This is a genomic window from Rhodococcus sp. B10 (assembly GCF_011770055.1).
GTDB lineage: Bacteria > Actinomycetota > Actinomycetes > Mycobacteriales > Mycobacteriaceae > Rhodococcoides > Rhodococcoides kyotonensis_B.
The window spans coordinates 67,306-90,112 of record NZ_JAAFYV010000024.1 but is presented as its reverse complement, the minus strand read 5'-3'; the positions used below and the strand labels follow the sequence as shown (position 1 = coordinate 90,112).

The window sequence follows — 22,807 nt, the reverse complement described above, 5'->3', positions numbered from 1 at the left end:
GGGTCGGACACGGCGCAGGGGAGGGCTCGTGGCGGCGACGCCGACAACGAAATGGCAGGTGGGCGGATACCGCTTTCTGGTCCGACGGATGGAACACGCGCTGGTCCGCCGAGATGTTCGTATGTTGCACGATCCGATGCGGTCTCAGTCCCGGGCACTGTCGGTCGGATTGGTCATCGCCTGCATCGGTCTCGCGGGATGCGCGGCCTTGGCGTTGCTTCGTCCGCAGGACAAGATCGGCGACGCGTCCGTCGTGGTGGCGAAGGATTCGGGCGCTATGTTCGTGCGAGTCGACGACGTGTTCCATCCGGTGCTGAATCTGGCGTCGGCGCGACTGGTCGTCGGGCGCCCCGAGACGCCGACGATCGTGAAGGAATCCGAACTCGCTGGTAGACCCCGTGGTTCGCTCGTCGGTATCCCGGGTGCGCCGTCGGCGCTGCCGCAGGACGACGCGGCCGCGGGTGCGTGGACGGTGTGTGACACGCTCGGCGCTACCGGAAGCGTCTCGGAAACGACGGTCGTGATCGGGGACCCGGTGTACGGCAACGACATCGAGCCTCTACGAGACGATGAGGCCCTTCTGTGGTCGACGCTCGACGGCACGTACCTCGTGTACGGCGGCGGCCGCGCCCGCATCGATCTCGGAGACCGAGCCGTGGTTCGCGCGCTGGGACTGGACGACGCTGTCGCGTCGCCGGTCAGTCCGGGTATGGCCGATGCGGTTCCGGTCGTTCCCGCGATCACGCCACCGTTCATTCCTCGTGCAGGGGAGTTGCCCAACTATCCGATGGTAGGCAAGACGATCGGGTCCGTCGTCAAGGTCACCGGGGTGAATGTCGCCTACTATGTGGTGCTGGAGAAGGGAATTCAGGCGATCTCGGAGGCGACAGCGCAGCTGATCGTGTTCGCCGATTCTCAAGGCAACCAGCAGATCGACGCAGTCCTGCCGGACGTGCTGTTCGACGCCCCGACTGTGACCGACCTTGCCGTCCAGACCTTTCCGGCCGCAGCGCCCACTCTCGTCGATACCTCGTCCGCGCCGGTCGGGTGCGTGACGTGGAGTCCCCTGACCGCCGCCGACGGTGGACCCACGGCACGTATCGTCGCGTCGTCCGGGAGCGCGTTGCCGCTCGACGCTCGGGCCGCGCCGGTCCGACTCGCTCAGGCGGACAGCGGCGGACCCGCGGCCGACGCCGTCTTTCTGACTCCTGGTAGCGGGCGGTTCGTACGAACGACGGGAATCGGCGCGAACAGCACACGCCAGGACTCGTCGTTCTTCGTGGCCGACACCGGTGTCAGATTCGGGGTGCCGGATGCGGAGTCCGCGAAGGCTCTCGGTCTCGACGAACCGGTCTCGGCACCGTGGCAGATGGTCGAACTTCTCGGACCCGGGCCGGCGTTGAGTCGCGCGGCAGCTCTCACGGCCCACGACGGCGTCGATCCGCCACCGAATGCCGCTGCGTTGCCGTCGAATTGACGGGCCGTCGCTGTGCCCGGAGGGGGACCGCGACGCCGAGGCCGAGCGCGAGCAGCACGCCCACGGCAGCGGTTCCCCACAGCGCCGCGGACCGCGGACGTGGATCGGGTGGGACGGGCACGACCGGTGCGGGAACGGGCACCGGCGCGGCCGCCGAGATAGCGGGCATTCCGTCGACCTGTCCCGTGACAGCCGCAACAGGATCGACGACGCCGTTGCCCACCAACGGGTTCCACCCCTCGGCCGGCTGATGGGCGGTCGCCTCGATACGTTCGATCACCTGTGCGGCCGAAAGATCGGGTCGATGTGCGCGGACGAGGGCGGCAACGGCAGCGACCAAGGGAGCCGCGAAGCTGGTGCCCTGGATCGGACGCGCGTTCCCCTGGTTGTCGACGGTGCCGTCGGTCAGACCGTTTCCGCTCGGTGACAGCGACGTCATACCGGTGCCCGGTGCCGCGACGTCGACCCACGGTCCGGCCAGTGTGAAGCCCGAGGGGTATCCGTCGGGGTCGACCGAGCCGACGGTGAGCACCTGATCGTCGAACCATGCCGGTGTCGCGATCGTCGCCGTTCGATTCCATTGATCCGCATAGGGATCCGTGGGGTCGGGCAGCGGATTCTGTGCGCTGCACTGTCCCTCGCCGCCGCCCCCGATGTTGCCCGCCGCCGCCACGATCACGACGTTCTTGATTCGTGCCGCATAGTCGATCGCGGCGCCCAGCGGACCGTCGGCAATACCGCCCGAGGCCGGTACGCAGGCGACTTCCGAGATGTTGATGACCGTCGCACCGAGGTCTGCTGCGGTTCGCACCGCTCGTGCCATCGTCATCACGTTGCCGTACCCGGCAGCATTCTCCACCGGCGACTGCTCTTCCTCCTCCGGCGTTCGCTCCTTCTGAAAGGCATTGCTGGACTGCCGTATCGAGATGATCTGGGCGTCGGGTGCCCCGCCGGCGAAACCGCTGCCCGGGACGGTCTGCGCGGCGATGAGGCCGGCGACGAGGGTGCCGTGAGCGTCGCAGTCGGACAGGCCGTCATCGGTGTGGACGTAATCGCCTCCAGGACGCAGACCGGGCAGTCTGGGGTGCGGTGTGACGCCGGTGTCGATGACGGCCACCAGTTGTCCGGCGCCACGGGTGATCGGCCAGACTGCACCGAAGTCGAGGGCGCGCTGCGCGTCGGGAACTGCGGGTCCGTCGACTACCGACGTGACCGGGACGCAGGCGTTGCGTTGCTCGGTCGGGTCCGGCGGCACCGGCGGTGCGGGCTCAGGAAGAAGCGACGCGTCGACGACGGGTCTCTCGGCGCCCGAGACGCCGACACCGGGACCCGCTGCAGTCAGGACCACGACGGCGCCGATCAGGCATCCGACGCGGAGAAGCTGCGTCGTCACAGCGCGCGCATGGCCGAGTACAGCCCGCACACCCAGCATGCGACCGGCACGATTCCGGCGATCGCCGCGTACTCGATCAGCTCGGCGGTGCGGCGCAGGACGGGTGAGTACTCGCGCGTCGGGACGATCGAGCCGAACACCAGCGCGACGACCGCCACGGCGGTCGCAGCCGACAAGGTGACCAACGACGACGACGGTAGTCGCACGATGGCGGCGCCGAACAAGCCGAGGACGATGGTTGCCCCGGCCGCGACGAGCGGGACCGCCTGATTCAGTTCCGCGAAGGTGCGACCGCGTAGGACGAGTACCAACGCCGTCAGCAGCGCCAGAGTGATTCCCGGCCAATAGGTGTCGGATCCGCCCGCGACTGCGGCGACGAGGACTCCGACTGCGGTCGTCGCGGCGCCCGCGCACACGAGACCCGTCAGGTAGCTGCGCGCGTCGGCGGCTGCGGTGTCCAGGTTGTCGTACGAGGGAGAGTCGTCCTCGTCGTGTGCGTCGAGCGGAGCGCCCGCGGTGGGTACCGGCGGAAGCGGGATCCGAGCCTGCATCATCGACAGACGTGGAGCGAATGTCAGACCGGCCAGGGCGAGAACGCCGGTACCGCCTCCGACGGTAGTGACGGGTAGCTCGGTGAACTCCGTCACCGCGGCCGCCGCTGCGGCAGCACACGACGCCACCGCCGTGCCCGTGAACAGCGCCGAGCCCTGCCCACCGAGGCGGAGCGCGATAATTGCGACGACTCCGACGGCGGAGGCGCTCAGCAGTAGGTGTGGAGCGCCGAGGGGCAGCGGTACGAACAGGATGCCTGCAGTCCCGGCCAGCAACGCCGAACACGCCGACACGAACACGCCCGTGCGTGAATCCGGTCCGATGCGGCTCCAGACCGAGCCCGCCACGAGAAAGACGAACGCGGTGGTCGCGGCGGCGAACGCGCCGGCCGGTGTGTCCGAGGTGCTCTCGCGGAGCGCGTCCGAGACCACGCCTACGCATCCGAGCAGCAGTGCGACGGCACTCACCGCGAATCCGACGGTCCGTGCCGTGCGCGGTGTCCAGAGCGACCCGGGGTCCGTGCCCGTCGTCGCGACCGCATACATCAAATCGTCGAACAGCGGTGCCGGAGCGGGCGATTCGGCGTCACAGAGAACGAGAAGCTCGCCGTCGCGGACGCCGGACTCGTGGAGAGTGCGCGTGCCGGGTAGCGGCGGACTGCCCACGCGCCCGAGCACCAACGGCGTCTGCCGAGCGGCCGCGGGACCGTCCGCCTGCCCACCGAGCAGGTCCACGATGCCCGGAAGAAGCAGCGCGAGCGGCACATCCGTCGGCAACGCCATGTCCACCTGCGTCGACTCCGCGACGACGGTGAGTCTGCACAGATCCATCGCCGCGTGCGTCGCGCCGTCACCGTCGACGGACCGCGCGAGATCCCCCGTCATCCAATCCCCCCGGAATGGTCGTCGTGCCGACACCGGCGTGTCTGGCAGCGTCAGACTCTACGACATCGGTCCGACAACGGGGAGGGTGTCAGACGGACGCGAGATTGCTGACGTCGGCCAGCAGTTCGTAGGACCGAAGCCACGACTCGCGCTCGACGACTCCGGACGCCACGATGAGTTCGTCGGCGTCGGCGTGCTCGGCGAACTTCTCCAGGTAGTCCTTGACGACGTCGGGCGTGCCGACTGCGGAGTACTTGGTCATCTGCATGATCTGCCTGCCCTGGGGCGCGTCGAGGAGCATGTCGGCTTCCTCGTCGGTGAAGGTGCGTCCGCGTCCCAGCAGCAAACTGACGCGGCTGCGCTTGGTGGCGAGGAACTGCCGTTGAGCGTCGTCGTTCGTGTCGGCCGCGATGACGTTGACGCCCGCGATGACGTACGGCGCGTCGAGCTGCTCGGACGGTCGGAACTCGCGACGGTAGATCTCGACGGCCTGCTCGAGCGCGTCGGGAGCGAAGTGCGACGCGAATGCGTACGGCAGGCCGAGGAGCGCCGCGAGCTGTGCGCCGAACAGGGACGATCCGAGCATGTACAGCGGCACGTGCGTACCCGCACCCGGCGTCGCGCGAACGCCTGCGACGCGAGACTCGTCGGACAGGTAGCCCTGGAGTTCCTGCACGTCCTGGGGGAATCGATCGGCCGATGCGGGATCACGACGCATCGCGCGCATCGTCACCTGGTCGCTGCCGGGTGCGCGACCGAGTCCGAGGTCGATGCGGCCTGGGTGAAGCGTGGCAAGAGTTCCGAACTGTTCGGCGATGGTCAACGGTGCGTGATTGGGGAGCATGATGCCTCCCGAGCCGAGCCGAATTCGACTGGTGTTCGCGGCGACGTGTCCGATCAGGACGCTCGTGGCGGACGAGGCGATCGAACTCATGTTGTGGTGCTCGGCGTACCAGATTCGACGGTAACCCCAGTCCTCGGCGCGTTGCGCGAGCGTGACACTCGCGTCGAAGCTGTCCTTGACGCTCTCGCCGGTTCCGATGTGGGCCAGGTCGAGGATGGAGAGTGGTACTGACATCGGGTGACGCCAACCTTTCGTTCGCTTCGGTGCTCGTCGTCTCCGATCCTCAACTCCTGTGTACGTGCAACTATTCCGTGCTCGTCCCTCGCGGAGAACGTGCCCATGGGCTAGTCTGTCGCGGAAACAGACCGCTCGCCTGGGAACGAGCAGTCTGCGGTAACGGGGGACACCGAACGGTGGGGGGCGTCGTTCAGCGTGAGTAGTAGTACGTGAGCACGATTCGTTTCGTGCGCGGGCAGCGTCGGCCGGTTCCGCGCACCCCTGGCGGCGAAGTGACGCTGCAGGCGCCGCCGGAGATTTCGCGCGTCGTCCCGGGCAATCTGATGACCAAGCTGATGCCGGTCGTCATGGTCGCGGCCATGGTCGGGATGGTCGCGTTGATGTTCACCTCCGGCATGGCGGCGAACCCGATGATGTTGATGTTCCCGGCGATGATGCTGGTGTCGATGCTCGGAATGGTCGCCGGTGGCGGTCGCGGCAGCGGTGCACGAACGGCGGAGGCGAACGAGGACCGCAAGGACTATCTGCGCTATCTGGACGGGCTGCGGCGCGACGTCGCCGCGACCGCGGAAAGCCAACGCGCAGCACTGGAGTGGTCGCATCCGGCTCCGGAGGTCTTATGGACCTACTCGGGAACCACTCGCATGTGGGAGCGACGCACGTCGGACCCGGATTTCTGCCACGTGCGCCTCGGCACCGGCGACCAACGGCTCGCGACGCGCCTCGTCCCACCCGAGACGGGACCGGTGGAGGAGTTGGAACCGGTGTCGGCGGTGTCGCTGCGGAGATTCGTGAGGGCGCACTCGGTGGTATCGACGCTGCCGACGGCCGTGTCGCTGCGCGGGTTCGCGGCCATCTCGGTAGCCGGTGACCGGGATGCCGGGCGAGCCTTGGTGCGTGCGATGCTCGCGTCGCTCTGTACTTTTCACGATCCCGACCAGGTACGCCTCGCCGTCGTCTGCGGGCCGGACACCGTGACGTACTGGGATTGGACCAAGTGGCTGCCGCACGCCCAACACGACAGTGCGCGCGACGACGTCGGAACCGCGAGAACGATCTACGGATCGTTCCTGGAGCTCGAATCGTCTCTCGCGGAGCATCTTTCGTTGCGTACGCGCTTCGCGCGCGGTTCCGCGCCGTCACCCGGAGTGCCTCAGCTCGTGATCGTCGTCGACGGCGGGTTGCTCGACAATTCTGATACCGACGTCGTCCGCACCGGACTCGATGCCGTCACCGTCGTCGACCTGTCCGACTTCGCCTCGGGTCTCGCAGCCGGTAGAGGGCTGCGGCTGGTGACCGAGAACGGGACGATCGGGGCGGTCAGCGGCAACCGCATCGAACTCTTCGGTGCGGTGGACGGACTGAGCGTCGCCCAGGCCGAGACCGTTGCCCGACGCCTCTCGCCCTACCGCACCGCGGCCGCGCACGCGGCTACCGACGACGGGTCGGACGACACGGGATCGACGTCGGAGTGGCATCGGTTGTTGGGCATCCCCGACGTCGGTGTGCTCGACACCGACCGCACGTGGACTCCGCGCCGCGGTCGTGACCGATTGCGAGTTCCGATCGGCGTCGCACCCGATGGCAGCCCCGTCGAGATCGACCTGAAGGAATCCGCCGAGAACGGCATGGGTCCGCACGGATTGTGCATCGGCGCAACAGGATCGGGAAAATCGGAGTTTCTGCGCACACTGGTGCTGGGCATGGTCGCCCGACACGGCCCGGATCAGCTCAACGTGGTGCTCGTCGACTTCAAGGGTGGTGCGACGTTCGCCGGGTTGGAGGACGCGCCGCACGTGGCCGCGGTGATCACCAATCTCGCGGACGATCTGGCGCTCGTCGACCGGATGCGCGACGCGATCGCCGGTGAGATGAATCGGCGTCAGGAATTGCTGCGGGACGCAGGCAATTACGCGAACGTGTCGGACTACGAGAAAGCCCGTGCTGCGGGCGCGCCGCTCGCGCCGCTGCCTGCGTTGTTCATCGTCGTCGACGAGTTCTCCGAATTGATCGGACAGCAGCCGGAATTCGCCGAACTGTTCGTCGCTGTCGGGCGTCTCGGGCGGTCGCTGCACATGCATCTGTTGCTGGCGAGTCAGCGGCTCGAAGAGGGCAAACTGCGAGGTCTCGACAGCCATCTGTCGTACCGAATCGGGTTGAAGACGTTCTCCGCCAACGAGTCTCGTTCGGTCCTCGGTGTTCCCGACGCCTACCACCTGCCTGCGCAGCCCGGCGTCGGCTATCTGAAGTGCGATTCCTCGGAGATCGTGCGTTTCGCGGCGGCGTACGTGTCGGGGCCCTACGTCCGACCGCGGGGTGCCGAACGAGCTGCCGGGCGGGCAGCGATCGACATCCGCCCGCGCGTGTTCGGCGCATTCCCGGTTCGGATCCGGAACGAGGAGGTGGTGCCAGTACGGCCTGCCGCCACTTCTGCTGCCGTGCAGACGCCCGAGCCCGGGGTGAACGGACGGACGGTTCTCGACGTCGTCGTGGATCGGATACGCGGTAGAGGATCGGCTGCGCACGAGGTGTGGTTGCCACCGCTCGACCTCCCGCCGACCCTCGATCGGTTGATATCCGACTCGGTGCTGACGGGCCCGGCCCCGGCGTCGGCGTCGCTCCGGGCGCCGATCGGCATCGTCGACCGTCCGTACGACCAGCGCCGCGACCTTCTGACGGTCGACTTGTCCGCGGCACAGGGACACATGGCCGTCGTCGGCGGCCCGCAGTCGGGCAAATCGACGGTTCTTCGAACGCTGATCATGTCGCTCGCTCTGACGCACACGCCCGAGCAGGTGCAGTTCTACTGCCTCGACTTCGGCGGCGGCACACTCGGAGCTCTGCAGGCTCTTCCGCACGTCGGCTCGGTTGCGGGCAGGACGGACGTCGACCGTGTCAGACGCACCGTGGCCGAGGTGACCGCGGTGATCGCCCGTCGCGAAAATCATTTCCGTTCGGCGGGAATCGATTCGATGGTCGATTTCCGTCGACGCCGCGCCGGGGGTCCGGTCGATACCGACGACGGTTTCGGCGATGTGTTCCTGGTGGTCGACGGGTGGGCGAGCATCAGGTCCGATTTCGAATCGCTCGAACCTGCCCTTGCGGCGTTGACGGCACAGGGGCTGTCGTACGGTGTGCACCTTGTTCTCAGTGCCTCTCGATGGGCCGAGGTGCGCCCCGCGACGAAGGATCTGGTCGGTACTCGGATCGAGTTGAAACTCGGTGACGCATCGGACTCCGAGTTCGGGCGTGCCAAGGCTGCTCGTGTCCCCGAGAACCGTCCCGGGCGTGGAATCACGAAGGACGGTTTGCACCTGTTGACCGCGCTGCCTCGGATCGACGACACATCGTCGACGGTCGATCTCGGTGCCGGTATCCAGGCCGCGGTCACGGCGACAGCGCGTGCCTTCACCGGCATGTCGGCGCCCGGTGTTCGCATGCTGCCCGAGAACCTCTCCCGCGCTGCGCTTCTCGACATGATGACTGGACGCTGGCCGAGGCAGCGGGGTGGTCGTCCCGAGATCACCGTGCCGATCGGCGTCGACGAGGCCGAGTTGAAGCCTGTAGCAGTCGATTTCGGGGAGCAACCGCACTTTCTCATGTTCGGTGACACCGAGTGCGGCAAGACTGCTTTGCTCCGCTCGATGTGTGCATCGCTCGTCGAAGCGAACACATCGGCACAGGTCAAGGTCATTCTCGTCGACTATCGGCGCACGATGCTCGGCACCGTGACCGGCGATCACCTCGCCGGATACGCTGCGTCGCACTCGGTTCTGGCGACGATGATGGGAGAGTTGGCCGTCAAGTTGGCTGCCCGCATGCCCGGTCCTGACGTGACGCAGCGTGAACTGCGTGAACGGTCGTGGTGGACCGGGCCCGAGATCTTCGTGGTCGTCGACGACTACGACCTGGTGGCGACGCCGTCGGGAAATCCGTTGTCGGTGATCGTCGAATACCTTCCGCACGCGCGAGACATCGGCTTTCATCTCGTCGTGGCGAGACGGTCCGGGGGAGCGTCGAGGTCGCTGTACGACCAGGTGGTGTCGCGGTTGCGTGACCTCGTCTCGGCCGGTCTCGTCATGAGTGGAAGCCGTGACGAGGGCGCTCTGATCGGGTCGGTCAAGCCGACTCCGCTGCCCCCGGGACGTGGAACGCTCGTCGACCGCCGTGGGCAATCGTTGGTCCAGCTGGCCTGGATACCCGAGTGAGGGGCGAACGGAGTTACGCCGCAGTGCATCTCGGCGACGGTGTGATGTCGGTGCTCCACGCGCGCGGTGACGAGGTGATCGAGACCCGTCATACGACGTCGGCAGTGATGCGCGACGGGGTTCTGTCGTTCCCTGTCGATCTCGACGACCCGGACACCGTGTGTCACCTGTCGCGCACGATCGACGACCCCGTGACGATCGTCGGGGTCACACCCGTCGCGACCGCGGACGTCCTGACAGGCACGCTGAAGGCCGCCTTGCACAGCGCAGGTGCGTCGGACGGCGTCGACGTGCTGGAGATATCGTGTCCGGCGACGTGGGGCCACCACCGGCGGCGGACGGTTCGGCTCGCCGCTCAGCCCGTCGCGCGCGAGGTGCTGCTCGTCGACACCGCCGTCGCGGCCGTGCACAGCGTGGGAGAGCGGGCGCCCGAATTCGCGGTCGTCGTCGAGATGGCGCTTCTCGACTCCGCGGTGAGTGCAGTGACTCTCGACGCCGACGGGTCGGCGACCGTTTCCGGAGACTGGATCACCACCGGAGCGATGGATCTCGTGGCCGACGGCTCGGGCCGGCGACGGGTCGAGGAGCGCGTCACCGCCGCCATCACCTCGCGATCGAGCCGAGACCCGGTGCACGTCTTCGTCGTCGATTCCGCTGGGGCGCAGCCGGATCCGCCCTCCGCTACTGTGCCGCACGTTCTCCGTCGACTCGACGGCAGTGACGTCGTGCGTGCCGTGGCGGGTCGAGCGGGTATTTCCCCTGAGGGGCGAGCGCCGGAAATCGACGTGGCGGAGTACATCTCGGACATTCCGTTGCCGGTGCGGTCGGCTGCCTGGTTGAGTGAAGTGACGGCGGAGTCGGACGAGGTTCGTCGACGCGGTGGTGCGATCCCGGCAACGTTGATCGCGGTCGCCGTGGTGATTCTCGTGGCGTTCGTCGTCGTTCTGATGCGCGGCGCGCCTGCGCCGACCCAACCCGCTGCGGCTCGGCATCTCTCGACCCCTCGTCCGCCGCCGACGACGTCGGTCGTGGCCTCGACGGCGGACCGAGCACCGCCTGTCGTCCCGGCGACGACCTCGCCGTCCCCACCTGCGGTGACCGGCTTCGAGGTAGGACGTGTCCGGCTCGAACTGCCGTCGACGTGGTCGGCGCGCGAGGAACCCGACCGGCTGGTGTTGGTCCCCGACGACCTACCGGACCGCCGGATCGTGGTGGCGACGACCCCGTTGACACCTGGTGCGACGTTCGACGACGTCGCCGACGACCTGTTCGCCGAGGCCGATCGGCGAGGGGATGACACGTCTCTCGGAAACCTCACGCGTGCAACGGATGTCGGTGGGCGAGTGGCGCTGTCGTACACCGAGTCGCCGGACGACGAGTCGATCGTGAGGTGGCGCGTCTTCGTCGAGGACGATCTTCAGATCGCCATCGGTTGCCAGTCGACGCTCGGGGAGGAGGCCGTCCTCGAGGACGACTGCGCACGCGCCACCACGTCGTTGACGGTTCGACCGAACTGAGTCCGAGAACAAGTGGGAGATGGCGGAACCGATCACGTGCGTCGGTGCGTCCAAGCAGATGTAGGACATACCGGCAGCTTCGTCCCGCACGTCCATCGCTGCGGCGGACCCACCGCGAGAACCCATCATCGAAGAATCAGGAGTTGACATGGCAGATGCAAATATCGACACCATGCTCGCCGTCGCCGCGAAGGTCGACGGGCTACGAGATCAGATCGCGGGGCAGTTGAGAGCGCTTCGGGGCGATGTCGACCTGGCCGCGTCGGGAATCTGGAAGGGTGCGGCGTCGACGACGTTCGCCCAGGTCATGACCAACTGGGATGCCAGCGCCTTCAAGCTGGAGAACGCTCTGGCCGGTATCAGCCAGGCCATCAAGACTTCCGGTGTCGAGTACGACCAGTCCGAGCAGGACAACGTCTCGTCGATCAACTCGGTCGCCGGCACCCTCAATCTCTGACCGTCACCCCATCCACGCACCGAACCGAGAAAGAGGAACCGACACATGGACGGCGAAATCAGATACAACTTCGGCTCGATCGCCGATCTGGCAAGCGGCATGACGGTCAAGTGGCAGTCTTTGAACGAGAAACTCGACGAGATCAAGTCCTCGATCCAGCCGCTCGTCGCCACGTGGCAGGGCGCCGACGCCGATGCGTACCAGGTCCGCCAGGGCGAGTGGAACGCCGCTCAAGCCGAACTCAACACGGTCCTGCAGAGCCTCATCGGCGCCGTCTCCGCGGGCAACCAGAAGATGATCGAGCAGGAAGCGATCAACCGGGCTCGCTTCGCCTGATCGGCGACACCTGCACGGGCCGGGCCGACGTCATGACGATGTCGGGCCCGGCCTTCGTGGTGTTCACTGGTGTCATGGACCCCGACGTCGCCCGGCATCGCATCGACGAGGTGCGTGCCGCCACTGCCGCGCGCCTGGTTTCTCTGCGTGAGCAGTTCGCCGCGATCGTCGCAGGGTCGGAATTCAGCACTGCCGACGACGAGCACGACCCCGAAGGCTCCACCATCGCCTTCGAGCGCGCGAAGATCTCAGGCCTCGCGCGCGACGCCGAAGACGAATTGCGCGAGCTCGACGCAGCCGCCGCGAGGCTCGACGCCGGAACCTACGGTCGCTGCGAACGGTGTGGCTCGGCGATCTCGGACGCCCGGTTGGAGGCGTTGGTGACGGCTCGTCGCTGCATCGACTGCACCGGCCGTCGCTGACTCGGGGGTCGACGCCGAAGAGGCGTTTTGGCCTGGGCCGGCCGAAGCCGGTATCGTCCTTCGTTGGCGTGTACGGGCTCGCCGCATGCATTCGTGCGCGGACGAGCTCTCGATCTCGGGTCTCAACTGGCCGCCGAGCTCATCAACACGCCGTGGCCAGCAGCGACATCATGAAGACAGGACTCTTACGTGTCTACATACAGCCCGAAGGCCGGGGACACCACCCGGGCGTGGCATGTGATCGACGCGACGGACGTCGTGCTGGGACGCCTTGCCGTCCAGGCCGCGACTCTGCTTCGCGGCAAGCACAAGCCGACGTACGCACCCAACGTCGACGGTGGCGACTTCGTCGTCATCATCAACGCCGAGAAGGTTGCCATCAGCGGTAACAAGCTCGACGACAAGTTCCACCACCACCACTCCGGCCACCCGGGCGGTCTGAAGTCGCGCTCGACGCGTCAGGTGTTGGAGAACAACCCCGATCGTCTCGTGGAGAAGGCCGTCAAGGGCATGATCCCGAAGAACAAGCTCGGTAATGCCATCGCGAGCAAGCTGAAGGTGTACGCGGGACCGAACCACCCGCACGCAGCGCAGCAGCCCGTTCCGTTCGAGATCAAGCAGGTGTCCCAGTGACGGCGCCGGAGGGAAATGACGTGACGTCGCAGGAAAACCCGGCAGAGGTCGAGGTCAACGAGGCCGAGATCGCTGCGGACGAGTTCGTGTCCGTGGAAGAGCCCGAGGTCACCGCCGAGATCGAAGCCGCTGCTGCAGCGCCTGCTCCGATCGTGTTCGACCGCCCGGTCCAGACCGTCGGTCGTCGTAAGGAAGCTGTCGCTCGTGTCCGGTTCGCGCCGGGTGCCGGTGGCTTCACGCTGAACGGCCGCAGCCTCGAGGACTACTTCCCGAACAAGGTCCACCAGCAGCTCATCAAGGCTCCGCTGGTTCTCGTCGACCGCACCGAGTCATTCGACATCATCGCTCTGCTGCACGGTGGCGGCCCGTCGGGACAGGCAGGCGCACTGCGTCTGGCCATCTCGCGTGCACTCATCGAGGTCACCCCGGAGGATCGCCCCGCTCTCAAGAGCGCAGGCTTCCTGACGCGTGACGCGCGTGCCGTCGAGCGCAAGAAGTACGGCCTGAAGAAGGCCCGCAAGGCGTCGCAGTACTCCAAGCGCTGACGCGTCTTACAGTTCCACCTGCGAGGGCAGGCGCCCGGCAACGACCGGATGCCTGCCCTCGTGGCTTTTCACCGATGGATCACTTTCGTTTTGCGGCAAGGGGGACGGGTGCGTATGACTCGACTGTTCGGTACCGATGGCGTTCGAGGGTTGGCCAACGCGTTGCTGACTCCGGAGTTGGCGGTGAAGGTCGCCCGGGCAGCGGCCACGGTGTTGGCGCCACGCAACGGGTCGCGTCCGGTCGCGGTCGTGGGCCGCGATCCCCGTGCGAGCGGCGAGATGCTGTCCGCCGCCGTGATCGCCGGTCTGACCGCGTCGGGTGTGGACGTCGTCGACGTCGGCGTGCTCCCGACGCCCGCAGTGGCGTGCCTGACGGCCTCGTACGACGCGGCCCTCGGCGTCATGATCTCGGCGTCGCACAACCCGATGCCCGACAACGGCATCAAGATCTTCGCCTCCGGCGGACACAAGCTCGAGGACGACGTCGAGAACCGCATCGAGTCGCTCATCACGGGTGACGGCGAGTTGCCCGCACCGACCGGTGCCGCGATCGGCCGCGTTCGCGTCGACGCCGATGCAGGCGAGAAGTACGTCGAGCATCTGCGCACCGCTGTGGGCCACGACCTCGCCGGACTGACCGTCGTCGTCGACTGCGCGAACGGCGCCGCATCGTCGGTTGCTCCTGCGGTGTACTCGGCAGCGGGCGCGACGGTCGTCGCCATCCATGCCGATCCCGACGGTCTCAACATCAACGACGAGTGCGGATCCACCCACCTCGAGGATCTGCAGAACGCCGTCGTGAAGCACGGAGCCGACATCGGAATCGGCCACGACGGCGACGCAGACCGCTGCCTGGCCGTCGACGCGTCGGGTGCCGTCGTCGACGGCGACGCGATCATGGCGGTGCTGGCGATCGCGATGAAGGAGTCCGGCGAGCTCGCCGAGAACACGCTCGTCGCCACGGTCATGAGCAACCTCGGACTGCACATCGCGATGCGTCAGGCCGGGATCGCCCTGCGCACCGCCGCGGTCGGTGACCGCTACGTTCTCGAAGAGCTGCGCGCGGGAAACTTCTCGCTCGGCGGCGAGCAGAGCGGGCACGTCGTGATTCCAGCGCTCGGCACCACCGGCGACGGCATTCTGACCGCGCTGCGGTTGATGGCACGGATGGCGCAGACCGGACGCACGCTGGCCGATCTGGCGTCGGTGATGCAGACCTTGCCGCAGGTGTTGATCAACGTGAAGGTGTCCGACAAGGCCGCCGTCGCGTCGTCGAAGATCGTCGTCGACGGCGTCGCCGAGGTGGAACGGCAGCTGGGGGACAACGGTCGGGTGCTGTTGCGTCCCAGCGGAACCGAGCAGCTGGTGCGTGTGATGGTCGAAGCCTCCGAGCCCGACCTGGCCCGCCGGCTCGCGCAGGATCTCGCGGACCGGGTCGGGCAGGTCTGAGCCGGAGGGTCAGTCGGTCAGCTCGCGGAGCGCAGTCAGCTGCGCGACGCGGCCCGCGGTGTTCTCCGCGAGCGGCGCGACGTTGAGGGTCGTCACGCCTGCTTCGGCGAACGCCGCGACGCGCTCCTTCACGAAGCTCTCGGGACCGATGAGGTTGACCGCGCGCGCGAGTTCGTCCGGCACCGCCGCGGCGGCCTCTTCCTTCTTGCCTGCCAGGTAAAGATCCTGGATCGTCTCGGCTTCGGCCTCGTACCCGTAGCGCTGCGCGAGGTCGTTGTAGAAGTTCTTGCCCTTCGCGCCCATGCCGCCGATGTACAGCGCGAGGTGCGGCTTGACCCACGGCAGGTACTTGTCGGCGTCCTCACCGATGGCGAGCGTCGGGCTGGCGAAGATCTGCAGGTCACCGAGTGACTCGTCCCGCTTGGCTCGACCGGCTGCCAGCGCGTCTCCCCAGACCTGATCGGCTTTCTCGGGGAAGTAGAAGATCGGCTGCCACCCTTCGGCGATCTCGGCAGTCAGCTCGACGTTCTTCGGCCCCAGCGCTGCAATGACCACCGGAATGCGTTCGCGCACAGGGTGATTGATGAGCTTGAGTGGTTTGCCGAGGCCGGTGCCCTTCTCGGCGGGCAGCGGAATCTGATAGTGCTTGCCTTGGTGCTCGACCTTCTCCCGACGCCACACTTGGCGGCAGATCTCGACGACCTCGCGCGTGCGAGCGATCGGGGCGTCGTACTTGACGCCGTGGAATCCCTCGACCACCTGGGGTCCGGAGGCTCCGAGGCCGAGCACGAAACGGCCGTCCGAGACGTAGTCGAGGCCTGCTGCCGTCATGGCAGTCAGCGACGGCGTCCGTGTGTAGATCTGAAAGATGCCCGACGCGATCTTGATCGTCGACGTCTTCGCCGCCAGGAAGCCCAGCTGGCTCACGGCGTCGAACGAGTAGGCCTCGGGGACGAAGATGATGTCCAGCCCGGCCTTCTCGAGTTCTGCAACCTCGGCGACGGTTTCGGTGAAACCGCCCGAGTAATTGAGCATCGTTCCGATGTGCATGGGACTCCTCGCAGGTGTGAGCGTTATCTGTGACCCGAGTTTCTCTTGTCGGACGTTAGCCGACTGGGTGGAACCTGTGTCACCGGGGATGCGTCCAACCTCACAGAGACGGTGAGCGAGAGGGTGGGTCCAGTGGGGCACGGCATGGAACTCGATGTGGACGCGGTGACCGAGGTGGCGACCACGGTCGAGGGCACGGCGCGGTCGGTGTCGGCTCTGGCGGACTCGGTATCCGGATTCGCCTTCGGCCGCGCGGCGGCGGGACGCGGCTACGGTGATGTGGCCGTCCGCATCGTCGCGGGGTACGAGCAGGTCGCGTCGGCGTTTCGTCGATGGGGTGAGGCGCTGGACGAGAACGCCGGACGGCTACGGGTGAGCGTCGACGCGTATCGCGCCGCGGATGTCGAGAGTGCGGCATCGATCGGCGCACCGCGGTGAGTTCGCCCGTGCAGGGCATGTCGGTCGACCACCTTCTCGACGCAGGCGCGCACGGTCTGCAGTACTTCGAGCGGAACCTGCCCGTGCTCGAGATGCTCGGCCAGGAGACCGACTGGACCTACCCGGAGTTGTGCGCTCGCTACGACCAGCAGCGAGGGCTGGACCTCACGAGGCTGCGGGCCGATGCAGATGCGCTCGGTCGGATGGTCGTGGAGGCCCGGCGCCACGTCGACGAGTCGGAACGCCTCGCATCGGCACTCGGGCAGTCGTGGATCGGTGAGGGCGGCGTCGCTGCGGTCGAGGATGCCCGCCAGGATGCGCGCAACGCCGCCGATCGCGTCGACGCGGCGGGGCAGTTGTCGGTGGCGATGCATGACGCTGCCGACGTGATCGCCGCAAGCGTTCGCGACAAGGCGGACACGTGCGGACGGATCGACGACGCGCAGATCGACGGAGTTCCCGCGTCGGCCGTGGCCGCGATCGTGAAGTACGGGACGACGACGATCGGATCAGGCGCGAACATCGGCATCGTCGCCAACCTGGACGTGCCGATGCTGACGCGGTGGCTCCCGGCGGTCGCCGACTACGTCGGCGAGCGGGACCGACTCGACGACGCCGCACTTCGGCAGGTGCAGGAACTGTGCCGCGACTGGCTGGGGTCCGTGTTCGCGACCTGTGTGATCGAGACGTGTGCCGCGTTCGTCGACCTCTGCGCGGGCACGGACACCGCGGTGCGCGACGCGTTGGCGGTCGTCGCGCAGGCCGCCGAGGCGGTGGACGCATCGGCTTTCCCCACGGCACCGGATGCGCAGTTCGCGCCCGTGCGGCCTGCATCGGTGGAGCCTGCTCCGTCGTGCGGGAACAAAAGTGCTGTGCAGCAGCATGATTCGGCGCCCACGTCCACGCCCGCTGCGACGCTGCCGTCTCCGGAGTCCAAGCCTTCGCCATCCGGTTCGCAGATGCCCGACGTCCGTGCGCTCGAATCCCCGTCGCTCGAACGGATTCCGAGTCTCGCCGAGTTCGCTGCGGTGGTCGAGGCCGCCGTCGCGACGGTCGCCGACGACATCGGCGAACAGATACGAGCTGCATTGGACGACTTCCGGCAGCAACACGAGCATGCCGCACCGTCGGAGTACGCGGCTCCACTCGACGACGACCGGCAGTCCGGCGATGCACCGCCCGCCGTCGAACGACCGGAGACATCACCCGAATCCGCCGATGATGAACCGTCGCAACATGATTCACTTCTCGAACCGAACCCGCAGCCGGGCCCTCCGCCGCCTCCTGGGCTGCCCGGTGACGGCACCGAACGCGGGCACCTCGAAGCCGAGCTCGACGGCTACCACGCCCGTGTCGCGTTGGCGCACGACGGTACGTTGTCCTTGAATCTCGGCACACCCGACGGTGGGAGCAGGCGGTTCGAGTTGCGGATCGGTCCGATGGGTCTGCCCGTCGTCGTCGAAATGTTCGACGAGGACGTCGCGCCGGAGGTGACTCCACCCGTACCGGAAACGGCACCTGGTCAGCAGCCGCCCGCGCCGGTCGTCGACCGGACACCCGTCGCACCCCAGCCGAGCCCGCTGCCGGATGCGGCGCCGGCGCCGTATCTCGAGCCGGACTCCGAGCCCGCGCCAGCGGTCGCGCACTGCCCTCCGGAGCCTGCCGAGCCGGAGCCGGTTCCGGCTGAATCGATCACAGGATCACCACCACCCGACAGCTCATCGGGCGCACGACTCGTCGAGGCAGGTCCGCTGTGAACGAATGGCAGGCGAAACTCGACGTCGTTCGCGAAGCCCATCGACACGCGGTGGGCAGAGCGTCGACACGGCTGGAGAACGCGTCGAGACGATCGCCGCCGGACAAGCCGCCGTCTATCGAACCGGCCTACGAATCGGAGCCATCGTTCCTGCTCCCGGCGAACCTGGATACCCGCCGGGTCGCTCCCCGGCCCGCGGCCGACGAACCGTCGACAGGCTGGTTGGTCTGATCAGCGACCGATGAGGGCGCGTGCAGCCGACAGGGGACTGGGCTTGGGCTGCTCTTCGATGGGCGCGTGCGGGTCGATGACGCGGCTGCCCTTCAGTTCCACGCTTCCCGCCAACTCCTCGTACTTCTTCTCGCCTGCGATGTGGAAGAGGAGGAACGCGGTCAGGAGCGAACGCACGCTCTTGACCGTCGACTTCTCGGTGCCGCCGACGCCGATGGGCGCGAGAAGTCGCCTGCCTTCGACGATGCCGTCGGACGACGCCTTGTCGATCCGGCGCAGCACGGACGGTCCGCCCCAGGCGCCCGCGAGCGCGAGAGTGTTGTCGTCGAGCGAGTCGGTGAAGGCGGCGTCGCCCAGCACGAGACCGGGAACGGTCAGTCCGGCAGCGGCTTCTTCCGCACTGGGGGTGCTCGGTGCCGGGAAGAGCGAGGCGACGGCCTTGACGTCCGATCGTGCTGCAGCCGCGAGGACGGCGACGCTGGCACCCATGCCGTGTCCGGCGACGGCCAACTTCTCCGGGTGCACGCTGATGTCTCCGGTGCCCAAGCGCACCCCGGTCATGATGTCGAGGACGGTGCCGAGGTCGGCTGCCAGCCCGCGGTGCGACGGCATCGGGCCGCGCTCGGTGTCCGGTGCCGCGGCGACGATGCCCCAGGACGCGAGGTGTTTCAACGTGTCCGAGTAGCGAGCTGCACCGAGCATCCAGCCGTGGCCGAACGCGACGGCAGGGAGGTTGTAGCCCTCGGCGGGGGTGTAGACGACACCGGGTTGTCCGGCGAGCGCGAGATCACCGCGGAGCACCTTGTGCGGGCCGCGCTTGGTCAACTGTGCTGCGAGCTTGCTGGATGTCGCCACGGAAGTAGACGCTATCGGATAGCCGGAAGTGTGGGGGTGAGCGCCGCCGACGAGTGGCGAGAAAGTGACCCACGACGAACGGATTCGGGTTGACGGTTCCGGCGCGGGTAGCCTGAACCACCATGTGCGGAATCGTGGGATACGTCGGCCATCGCCCCGCTCTCGGGGTCGTTGTCGAGGCGCTTCGGCGTATGGAATACCGGGGGTACGACTCCGCAGGCATTGCGATCCTCGACGGTCAGGGCAACACCGCCATCGAGCGCAAGGCGGGCCGACTCGCCAATCTGGAGGCCGAGCTCGACGAGGTCGGAACCGAGAAGTTCGTCGGGACGACGGGTATGGGCCACACTCGGTGGGCGACGCACGGTCGTCCTACCGATCGCAACGCCCACCCGCACCGGGACGTCTCCGGCTCGGTGGCGGTCGTCCACAACGGCATCATCGAGAACTTCGGTCCGCTGCGGGCCGAACTCGAAGCCGAGGGCGTCGAGTTCAAGAGCGACACCGACACCGAGGTGGCCGTTCACCTCGTGTCGCTGGCGTACGCGAGCGGTCCGACGGCCGGTGACTTCGTCGCGAGCGCCAAGGCGGTGCTGCGCCGACTCGAAGGCGCGTTCACGCTGGTGTTCACGCATTCCGATCACGCGGACACGATCGTCGCGGCACGTCGTTCGACGCCGCTGGTCGTCGGCGTCGGTGACGGCGAGACGTTCATCGGATCGGATGTCGCGGCGTTCATCGAGCACACGCGCGACGCGGTCGAGCTCGGGCAGGACCAGGTCGTCGTCATCACTTCGGACGGCTACGAGATCTCCGATTTCGACGGCAACGAGGCGTCGGGACGCCCGTTCCACATCGATTGGGACCTCGCGGCCGCGGAGAAGGGCGGCTACGACTACTTCATGCTGAAGGAGATCCAGGAGCAGCCCGCTGCGGTCGGCGACACACTGCTCGGCCACTTCGAGGACCGGCGCATCGTGCTCGACGAGCAGCGGTTGTCGGAACAGGAGCTCCGCGACGTGGACAAGGTCTTCGTCGTCGCGTGCGGCAGCTCGTACCACTCGGGCCTGCTCGCCAAGTACGCGATCGAACACTGGACGCGTCTTCCCGTCGAGGTCGAACTGGCCAGCGAGTTCCGCTACCGCGACCCGGTTCTGGACCGGTCGACTCTGGTCGTCGCGATCTCGCAGTCGGGTGAGACCGCGGACACTCTCGAAGCCGTCCGGCACGCGAAGGAACAGAACGCGCGCGTCCTCGCGGTCTGCAACACCAACGGCTCGCAGATTCCGCGTGAGGCCGACGCCGTCGTCTACACGCGGACCGGTCCGGAGATCGGCGTCGCGTCGACCAAGGCGTTCCTCGCCCAGGTGACCGCGAACTACGTCGTCGGACTCGCGTTGGCGCAGGCCCGCGGCACGAAGTACCCCGACGAGGTGGCTCGCGAGTACGCCGACCTCGAGGCGATGCCGAAGCTGGTGCAACGGGTGCTCGACACCGTCGAGCCGATCCGCGCTCTGGCCCGCGAGCTGGCACACACGTCGACCATCCTGTTCCTGGGACGGCACGTCGGGTACCCGGTCGCGTTGGAGGGCGCCTTGAAGCTCAAGGAACTCGCGTACATGCACGCGGAGGGATTCGCCGCAGGCGAGCTCAAGCACGGTCCGATCGCGCTGATCGAGGACGGCGTCCCGGTCATCGTCGTGATGCCGTCGCCCAAGGGCCGCGCGGTGTTGCATTCGAAGCTGCTGTCGAACATCCGCGAGGTCCAGGCACGTGGCGCTCTGACCATCGTCATCGCGGAGGAAGGCGACGAGGCCGTGCGTCCGTTCGCCGACCACCTCATCGAGATCCCGGCGGCACCCACGCTGCTGCAGCCGTTGCTGTCGACCGTTCCGTTGCAGGCGTTCGCCGCCGAGGTGGCGCAGGCACGCGGGTACGACGTCGACAAGCCGCGCAACCTGGCGAAATCCGTCACCGTCGAGTGATGCGCCTGCGGCGCCGGTGCGCGGATGGTCGGACTCTGGGCCGACTATCCGCGCACGGGTGGCGCAGCCGCCCGAAAGGACGACCATGCGGGGCTACTACACACCGGACCAGGTCCGCGACGCCGAACGACCGCTGCTCGAGGCGGGCCCGCCCGGGGCGTTGATGCGCCGCGCCGCATACGGCCTGACGAACGTCGTGGTCGGCGAACTGCTCGCCCGGACGGGCGGCGTCGTCGGCCGTGAGGTCTGCGTGCTCGTCGGATCGGGAGACAACGGCGGCGACGGTTTGTGGGCCGGTGCGATGCTGCGACAACGCGGCGTCGCGGTGAAAGCCGTTCTGCTGAAGCCGGATCGCGCGCATGCCGAGGGCCTCGCCGCATTCCGGAGAGCGGGCGGCAAGGTCGTCGAGTCTCCCGGTCAGCCGGACCTCGTGGTCGACGCCATCGTCGGAATCTCCGGCAAGGGTCCGCTGCGTCCCGACGCCGACGCACTCGTATCCGCCCTCGACGCACCGATCGTCGCCGCCGACATCCCGAGCGGCGTCGACCCGGAGACCGGCAGTGTCGACGGCCCGGCCGTGCGCGCTGCGGTCACGGTGGCGTTCGGCGCGCGCAAGCCCGCGCACGTGCTGGCCGTACCGTATTGCGGCAGAGTCGAACTCGTCGACATCGGCCTGGATTTGCCGGATCCGTATCTGTCCGCGTTCGAGCCCGCGGACGTCGGTGCCCTGTGGCCCATTCCGAGAGCGACGGACGACAAGTACACCCAGGGCGTCGTCGGAGTGTCGGCGGGTAGCGATCGCTATCCGGGCGCGGCATTGCTGTGCACGGGCGCGGCCGTCGCGGCGACGTCGGGCATGGTCCGATACGTGGGAAGTGCTGCGGCAGAGGTCGTGTCGCACTACCCGGAAGTCATCGCCGCGTCCGACCCACAGAGCAGTGGCCGCGTGCAGGCCTGGGCGGTCGGGCCTGGCTTCGGCACCGACGACGTCTCCACGCAGTGGCTCACGACCATCCTGGCCACCGATCTCCCCGTCGTCGTCGATGCCGACGGGCTGACCGTCCTGGCGTCGAACCCCGAGCTCGTGAGGGCCCGGACGGCGCCGACGCTGCTGACCCCGCATGCAGGTGAGTTCGAGCGGCTCACGGGACAGGCGCCCGGCCCCGACCGCGTCGCCCCGGTTCGCGCGTTGGCTGCCGAATGGGGTGTGACCGTGCTGCTCAAGGGCAGGGCGACCGTCATCGCGGATCCCGACGGCAACACCTACGTCAACGACGCGGGTGGGTCGGCTGCGTCGACGGCCGGCTCGGGAGATGTGCTGTCCGGCATTCTGGGCGCGCTGCTGGCGTCGGGCATGACCCCGTCGACGGCCGCGGCATGCGGCGCGCGGGTGCACGCTCTCGCCGCGGCGACGGCCGCCCATGGGGTCGACGGCGAGTTCGCCGCCCCCATCTCGGCGAGTCCGCTGCTGTCGGCACTACCGGATGCGATCAGGATTGTGCGGTCCGTCACCACCGGCGAGTAACGAGAGAAGCAGC

At 67.7% G+C, this 22,807-nt stretch carries 18 protein-coding genes; 13 read left to right on the top strand and 5 right to left on the bottom strand.

The window, feature by feature from the left end:
• Positions 1–28 precede the first annotated feature (28 nt).
• Positions 29–1,477 carry a type VII secretion protein EccB gene (gene eccB / locus RhoFasB10_RS16900; protein WP_068432244.1) on the top strand — a complete coding sequence of 483 codons (1,449 nt, stop codon included), beginning with the start codon at positions 29–31 and terminating at the stop codon, positions 1,475–1,477.
• Here eccB and mycP read toward each other — a convergent pair.
• The 3 genes from mycP to RhoFasB10_RS16885 all read right to left on the bottom strand — a co-directional run bounded on the left by mycP (position 1,419) and on the right by RhoFasB10_RS16885 (position 5,384).
• Positions 1,419–2,870, bottom strand: a complete 1,452-nt coding sequence (mycP, locus tag RhoFasB10_RS16895) for a type VII secretion-associated serine protease mycosin (RefSeq protein ID WP_157105448.1) — start codon at positions 2,868–2,870, stop codon at positions 1,419–1,421. The two genes, eccB and mycP, sit on opposite strands and share 59 nt — an antisense overlap.
• The gene (eccD, locus tag RhoFasB10_RS16890) at positions 2,867–4,306 is read right to left on the bottom strand and encodes a type VII secretion integral membrane protein EccD (protein ID WP_167677452.1); all 1,440 of its coding nucleotides are present in this window, start codon (positions 4,304–4,306) and stop codon (positions 2,867–2,869) included. The genes mycP and eccD overlap by 4 nt, the downstream gene beginning before the upstream one ends.
• 88 nt (positions 4,307–4,394) lie before the next feature.
• On the bottom strand, positions 4,395–5,384 hold the full coding sequence (locus RhoFasB10_RS16885; RefSeq protein WP_068432236.1) for an LLM class flavin-dependent oxidoreductase: 990 nt from the start codon (positions 5,382–5,384) through the stop codon (positions 4,395–4,397).
• A gap of 212 nt (positions 5,385–5,596) precedes the next feature.
• Between RhoFasB10_RS16885 and eccCa the strand changes: the two genes are divergently transcribed.
• From eccCa to glmM, 8 genes are all read left to right on the top strand, one after another.
• Positions 5,597–9,595 carry a type VII secretion protein EccCa gene (eccCa, locus tag RhoFasB10_RS16880; RefSeq protein ID WP_167677451.1) on the top strand — a complete coding sequence of 1,333 codons (3,999 nt, stop codon included), beginning with the start codon at positions 5,597–5,599 and terminating at the stop codon, positions 9,593–9,595.
• Positions 9,592–11,112, top strand: a complete 1,521-nt coding sequence (locus RhoFasB10_RS26810) for a type VII secretion-associated protein (RefSeq protein WP_167677449.1) — start codon at positions 9,592–9,594, stop codon at positions 11,110–11,112. The genes eccCa and RhoFasB10_RS26810 overlap by 4 nt, the downstream gene beginning before the upstream one ends.
• Positions 11,113–11,260: 148 nt before the next feature.
• A complete protein-coding gene (locus RhoFasB10_RS16870; RefSeq protein WP_068432228.1) occupies positions 11,261–11,569 on the top strand; it encodes a WXG100 family type VII secretion target in 309 nt (102 codons plus the stop codon).
• Between the two features lie 45 nt (positions 11,570–11,614).
• Positions 11,615–11,905 (top strand): WXG100 family type VII secretion target, encoded by a 291-nt coding sequence (locus tag RhoFasB10_RS16865; protein ID WP_068432225.1) that lies wholly within the window; start codon positions 11,615–11,617, stop codon positions 11,903–11,905.
• A gap of 74 nt (positions 11,906–11,979) precedes the next feature.
• Entirely contained in the window at positions 11,980–12,327 is a 348-nt protein-coding gene (locus tag RhoFasB10_RS16860) for a TraR/DksA C4-type zinc finger protein (protein WP_068432477.1), read from the top strand.
• A 189-nt stretch (positions 12,328–12,516) separates the two neighbouring features.
• A complete protein-coding gene (rplM, locus tag RhoFasB10_RS16855; protein ID WP_068432222.1) occupies positions 12,517–12,960 on the top strand; it encodes a 50S ribosomal protein L13 in 444 nt (147 codons plus the stop codon).
• On the top strand, positions 12,957–13,505 hold the full coding sequence (gene rpsI / locus RhoFasB10_RS16850) for a 30S ribosomal protein S9 (RefSeq protein WP_084424115.1): 549 nt from the start codon (positions 12,957–12,959) through the stop codon (positions 13,503–13,505). The genes rplM and rpsI overlap by 4 nt, the downstream gene beginning before the upstream one ends.
• 114 nt (positions 13,506–13,619) lie before the next feature.
• Positions 13,620–14,954, top strand: a complete 1,335-nt coding sequence (glmM, locus tag RhoFasB10_RS16845) for a phosphoglucosamine mutase (RefSeq protein ID WP_068432219.1) — start codon at positions 13,620–13,622, stop codon at positions 14,952–14,954.
• Between the two features lie 9 nt (positions 14,955–14,963).
• On the opposite strand, the gene RhoFasB10_RS16840 is transcribed toward glmM, so the two are convergent.
• Positions 14,964–16,004: an LLM class F420-dependent oxidoreductase gene (locus RhoFasB10_RS16840; protein ID WP_068432216.1), complete on the bottom strand. Its 1,041-nt coding sequence runs from the start codon at positions 16,002–16,004 to the stop codon at positions 14,964–14,966.
• Positions 16,005–16,148: 144 nt separating this feature from the next.
• Here RhoFasB10_RS16840 and RhoFasB10_RS16835 point away from each other — a divergent pair, with 144 nt between their 5' ends.
• Positions 16,149–16,442, top strand: a complete 294-nt coding sequence (locus RhoFasB10_RS16835) for a hypothetical protein (protein WP_068432212.1) — start codon at positions 16,149–16,151, stop codon at positions 16,440–16,442.
• Entirely contained in the window at positions 16,439–18,199 is a 1,761-nt protein-coding gene (locus tag RhoFasB10_RS16830; protein ID WP_068432210.1) for a hypothetical protein, read from the top strand. The genes RhoFasB10_RS16835 and RhoFasB10_RS16830 overlap by 4 nt, the downstream gene beginning before the upstream one ends.
• A 230-nt stretch (positions 18,200–18,429) precedes the next feature.
• On the opposite strand, the gene RhoFasB10_RS16825 is transcribed toward RhoFasB10_RS16830, so the two are convergent.
• Positions 18,430–19,284 carry an alpha/beta hydrolase gene (locus tag RhoFasB10_RS16825; protein ID WP_068432204.1) on the bottom strand — a complete coding sequence of 285 codons (855 nt, stop codon included), beginning with the start codon at positions 19,282–19,284 and terminating at the stop codon, positions 18,430–18,432.
• A gap of 122 nt (positions 19,285–19,406) precedes the next feature.
• Between RhoFasB10_RS16825 and glmS the strand changes: the two genes are divergently transcribed.
• Positions 19,407–21,269, top strand: coding sequence for a glutamine--fructose-6-phosphate transaminase (isomerizing) (gene glmS / locus RhoFasB10_RS16820; protein ID WP_068432202.1), 1,863 nt, complete (start codon positions 19,407–19,409; stop codon positions 21,267–21,269).
• A gap of 85 nt (positions 21,270–21,354) precedes the next feature.
• Positions 21,355–22,794: an NAD(P)H-hydrate dehydratase gene (locus RhoFasB10_RS16815; RefSeq protein ID WP_167677447.1), complete on the top strand. Its 1,440-nt coding sequence runs from the start codon at positions 21,355–21,357 to the stop codon at positions 22,792–22,794.
• Positions 22,795–22,807 lie beyond the last annotated feature (13 nt).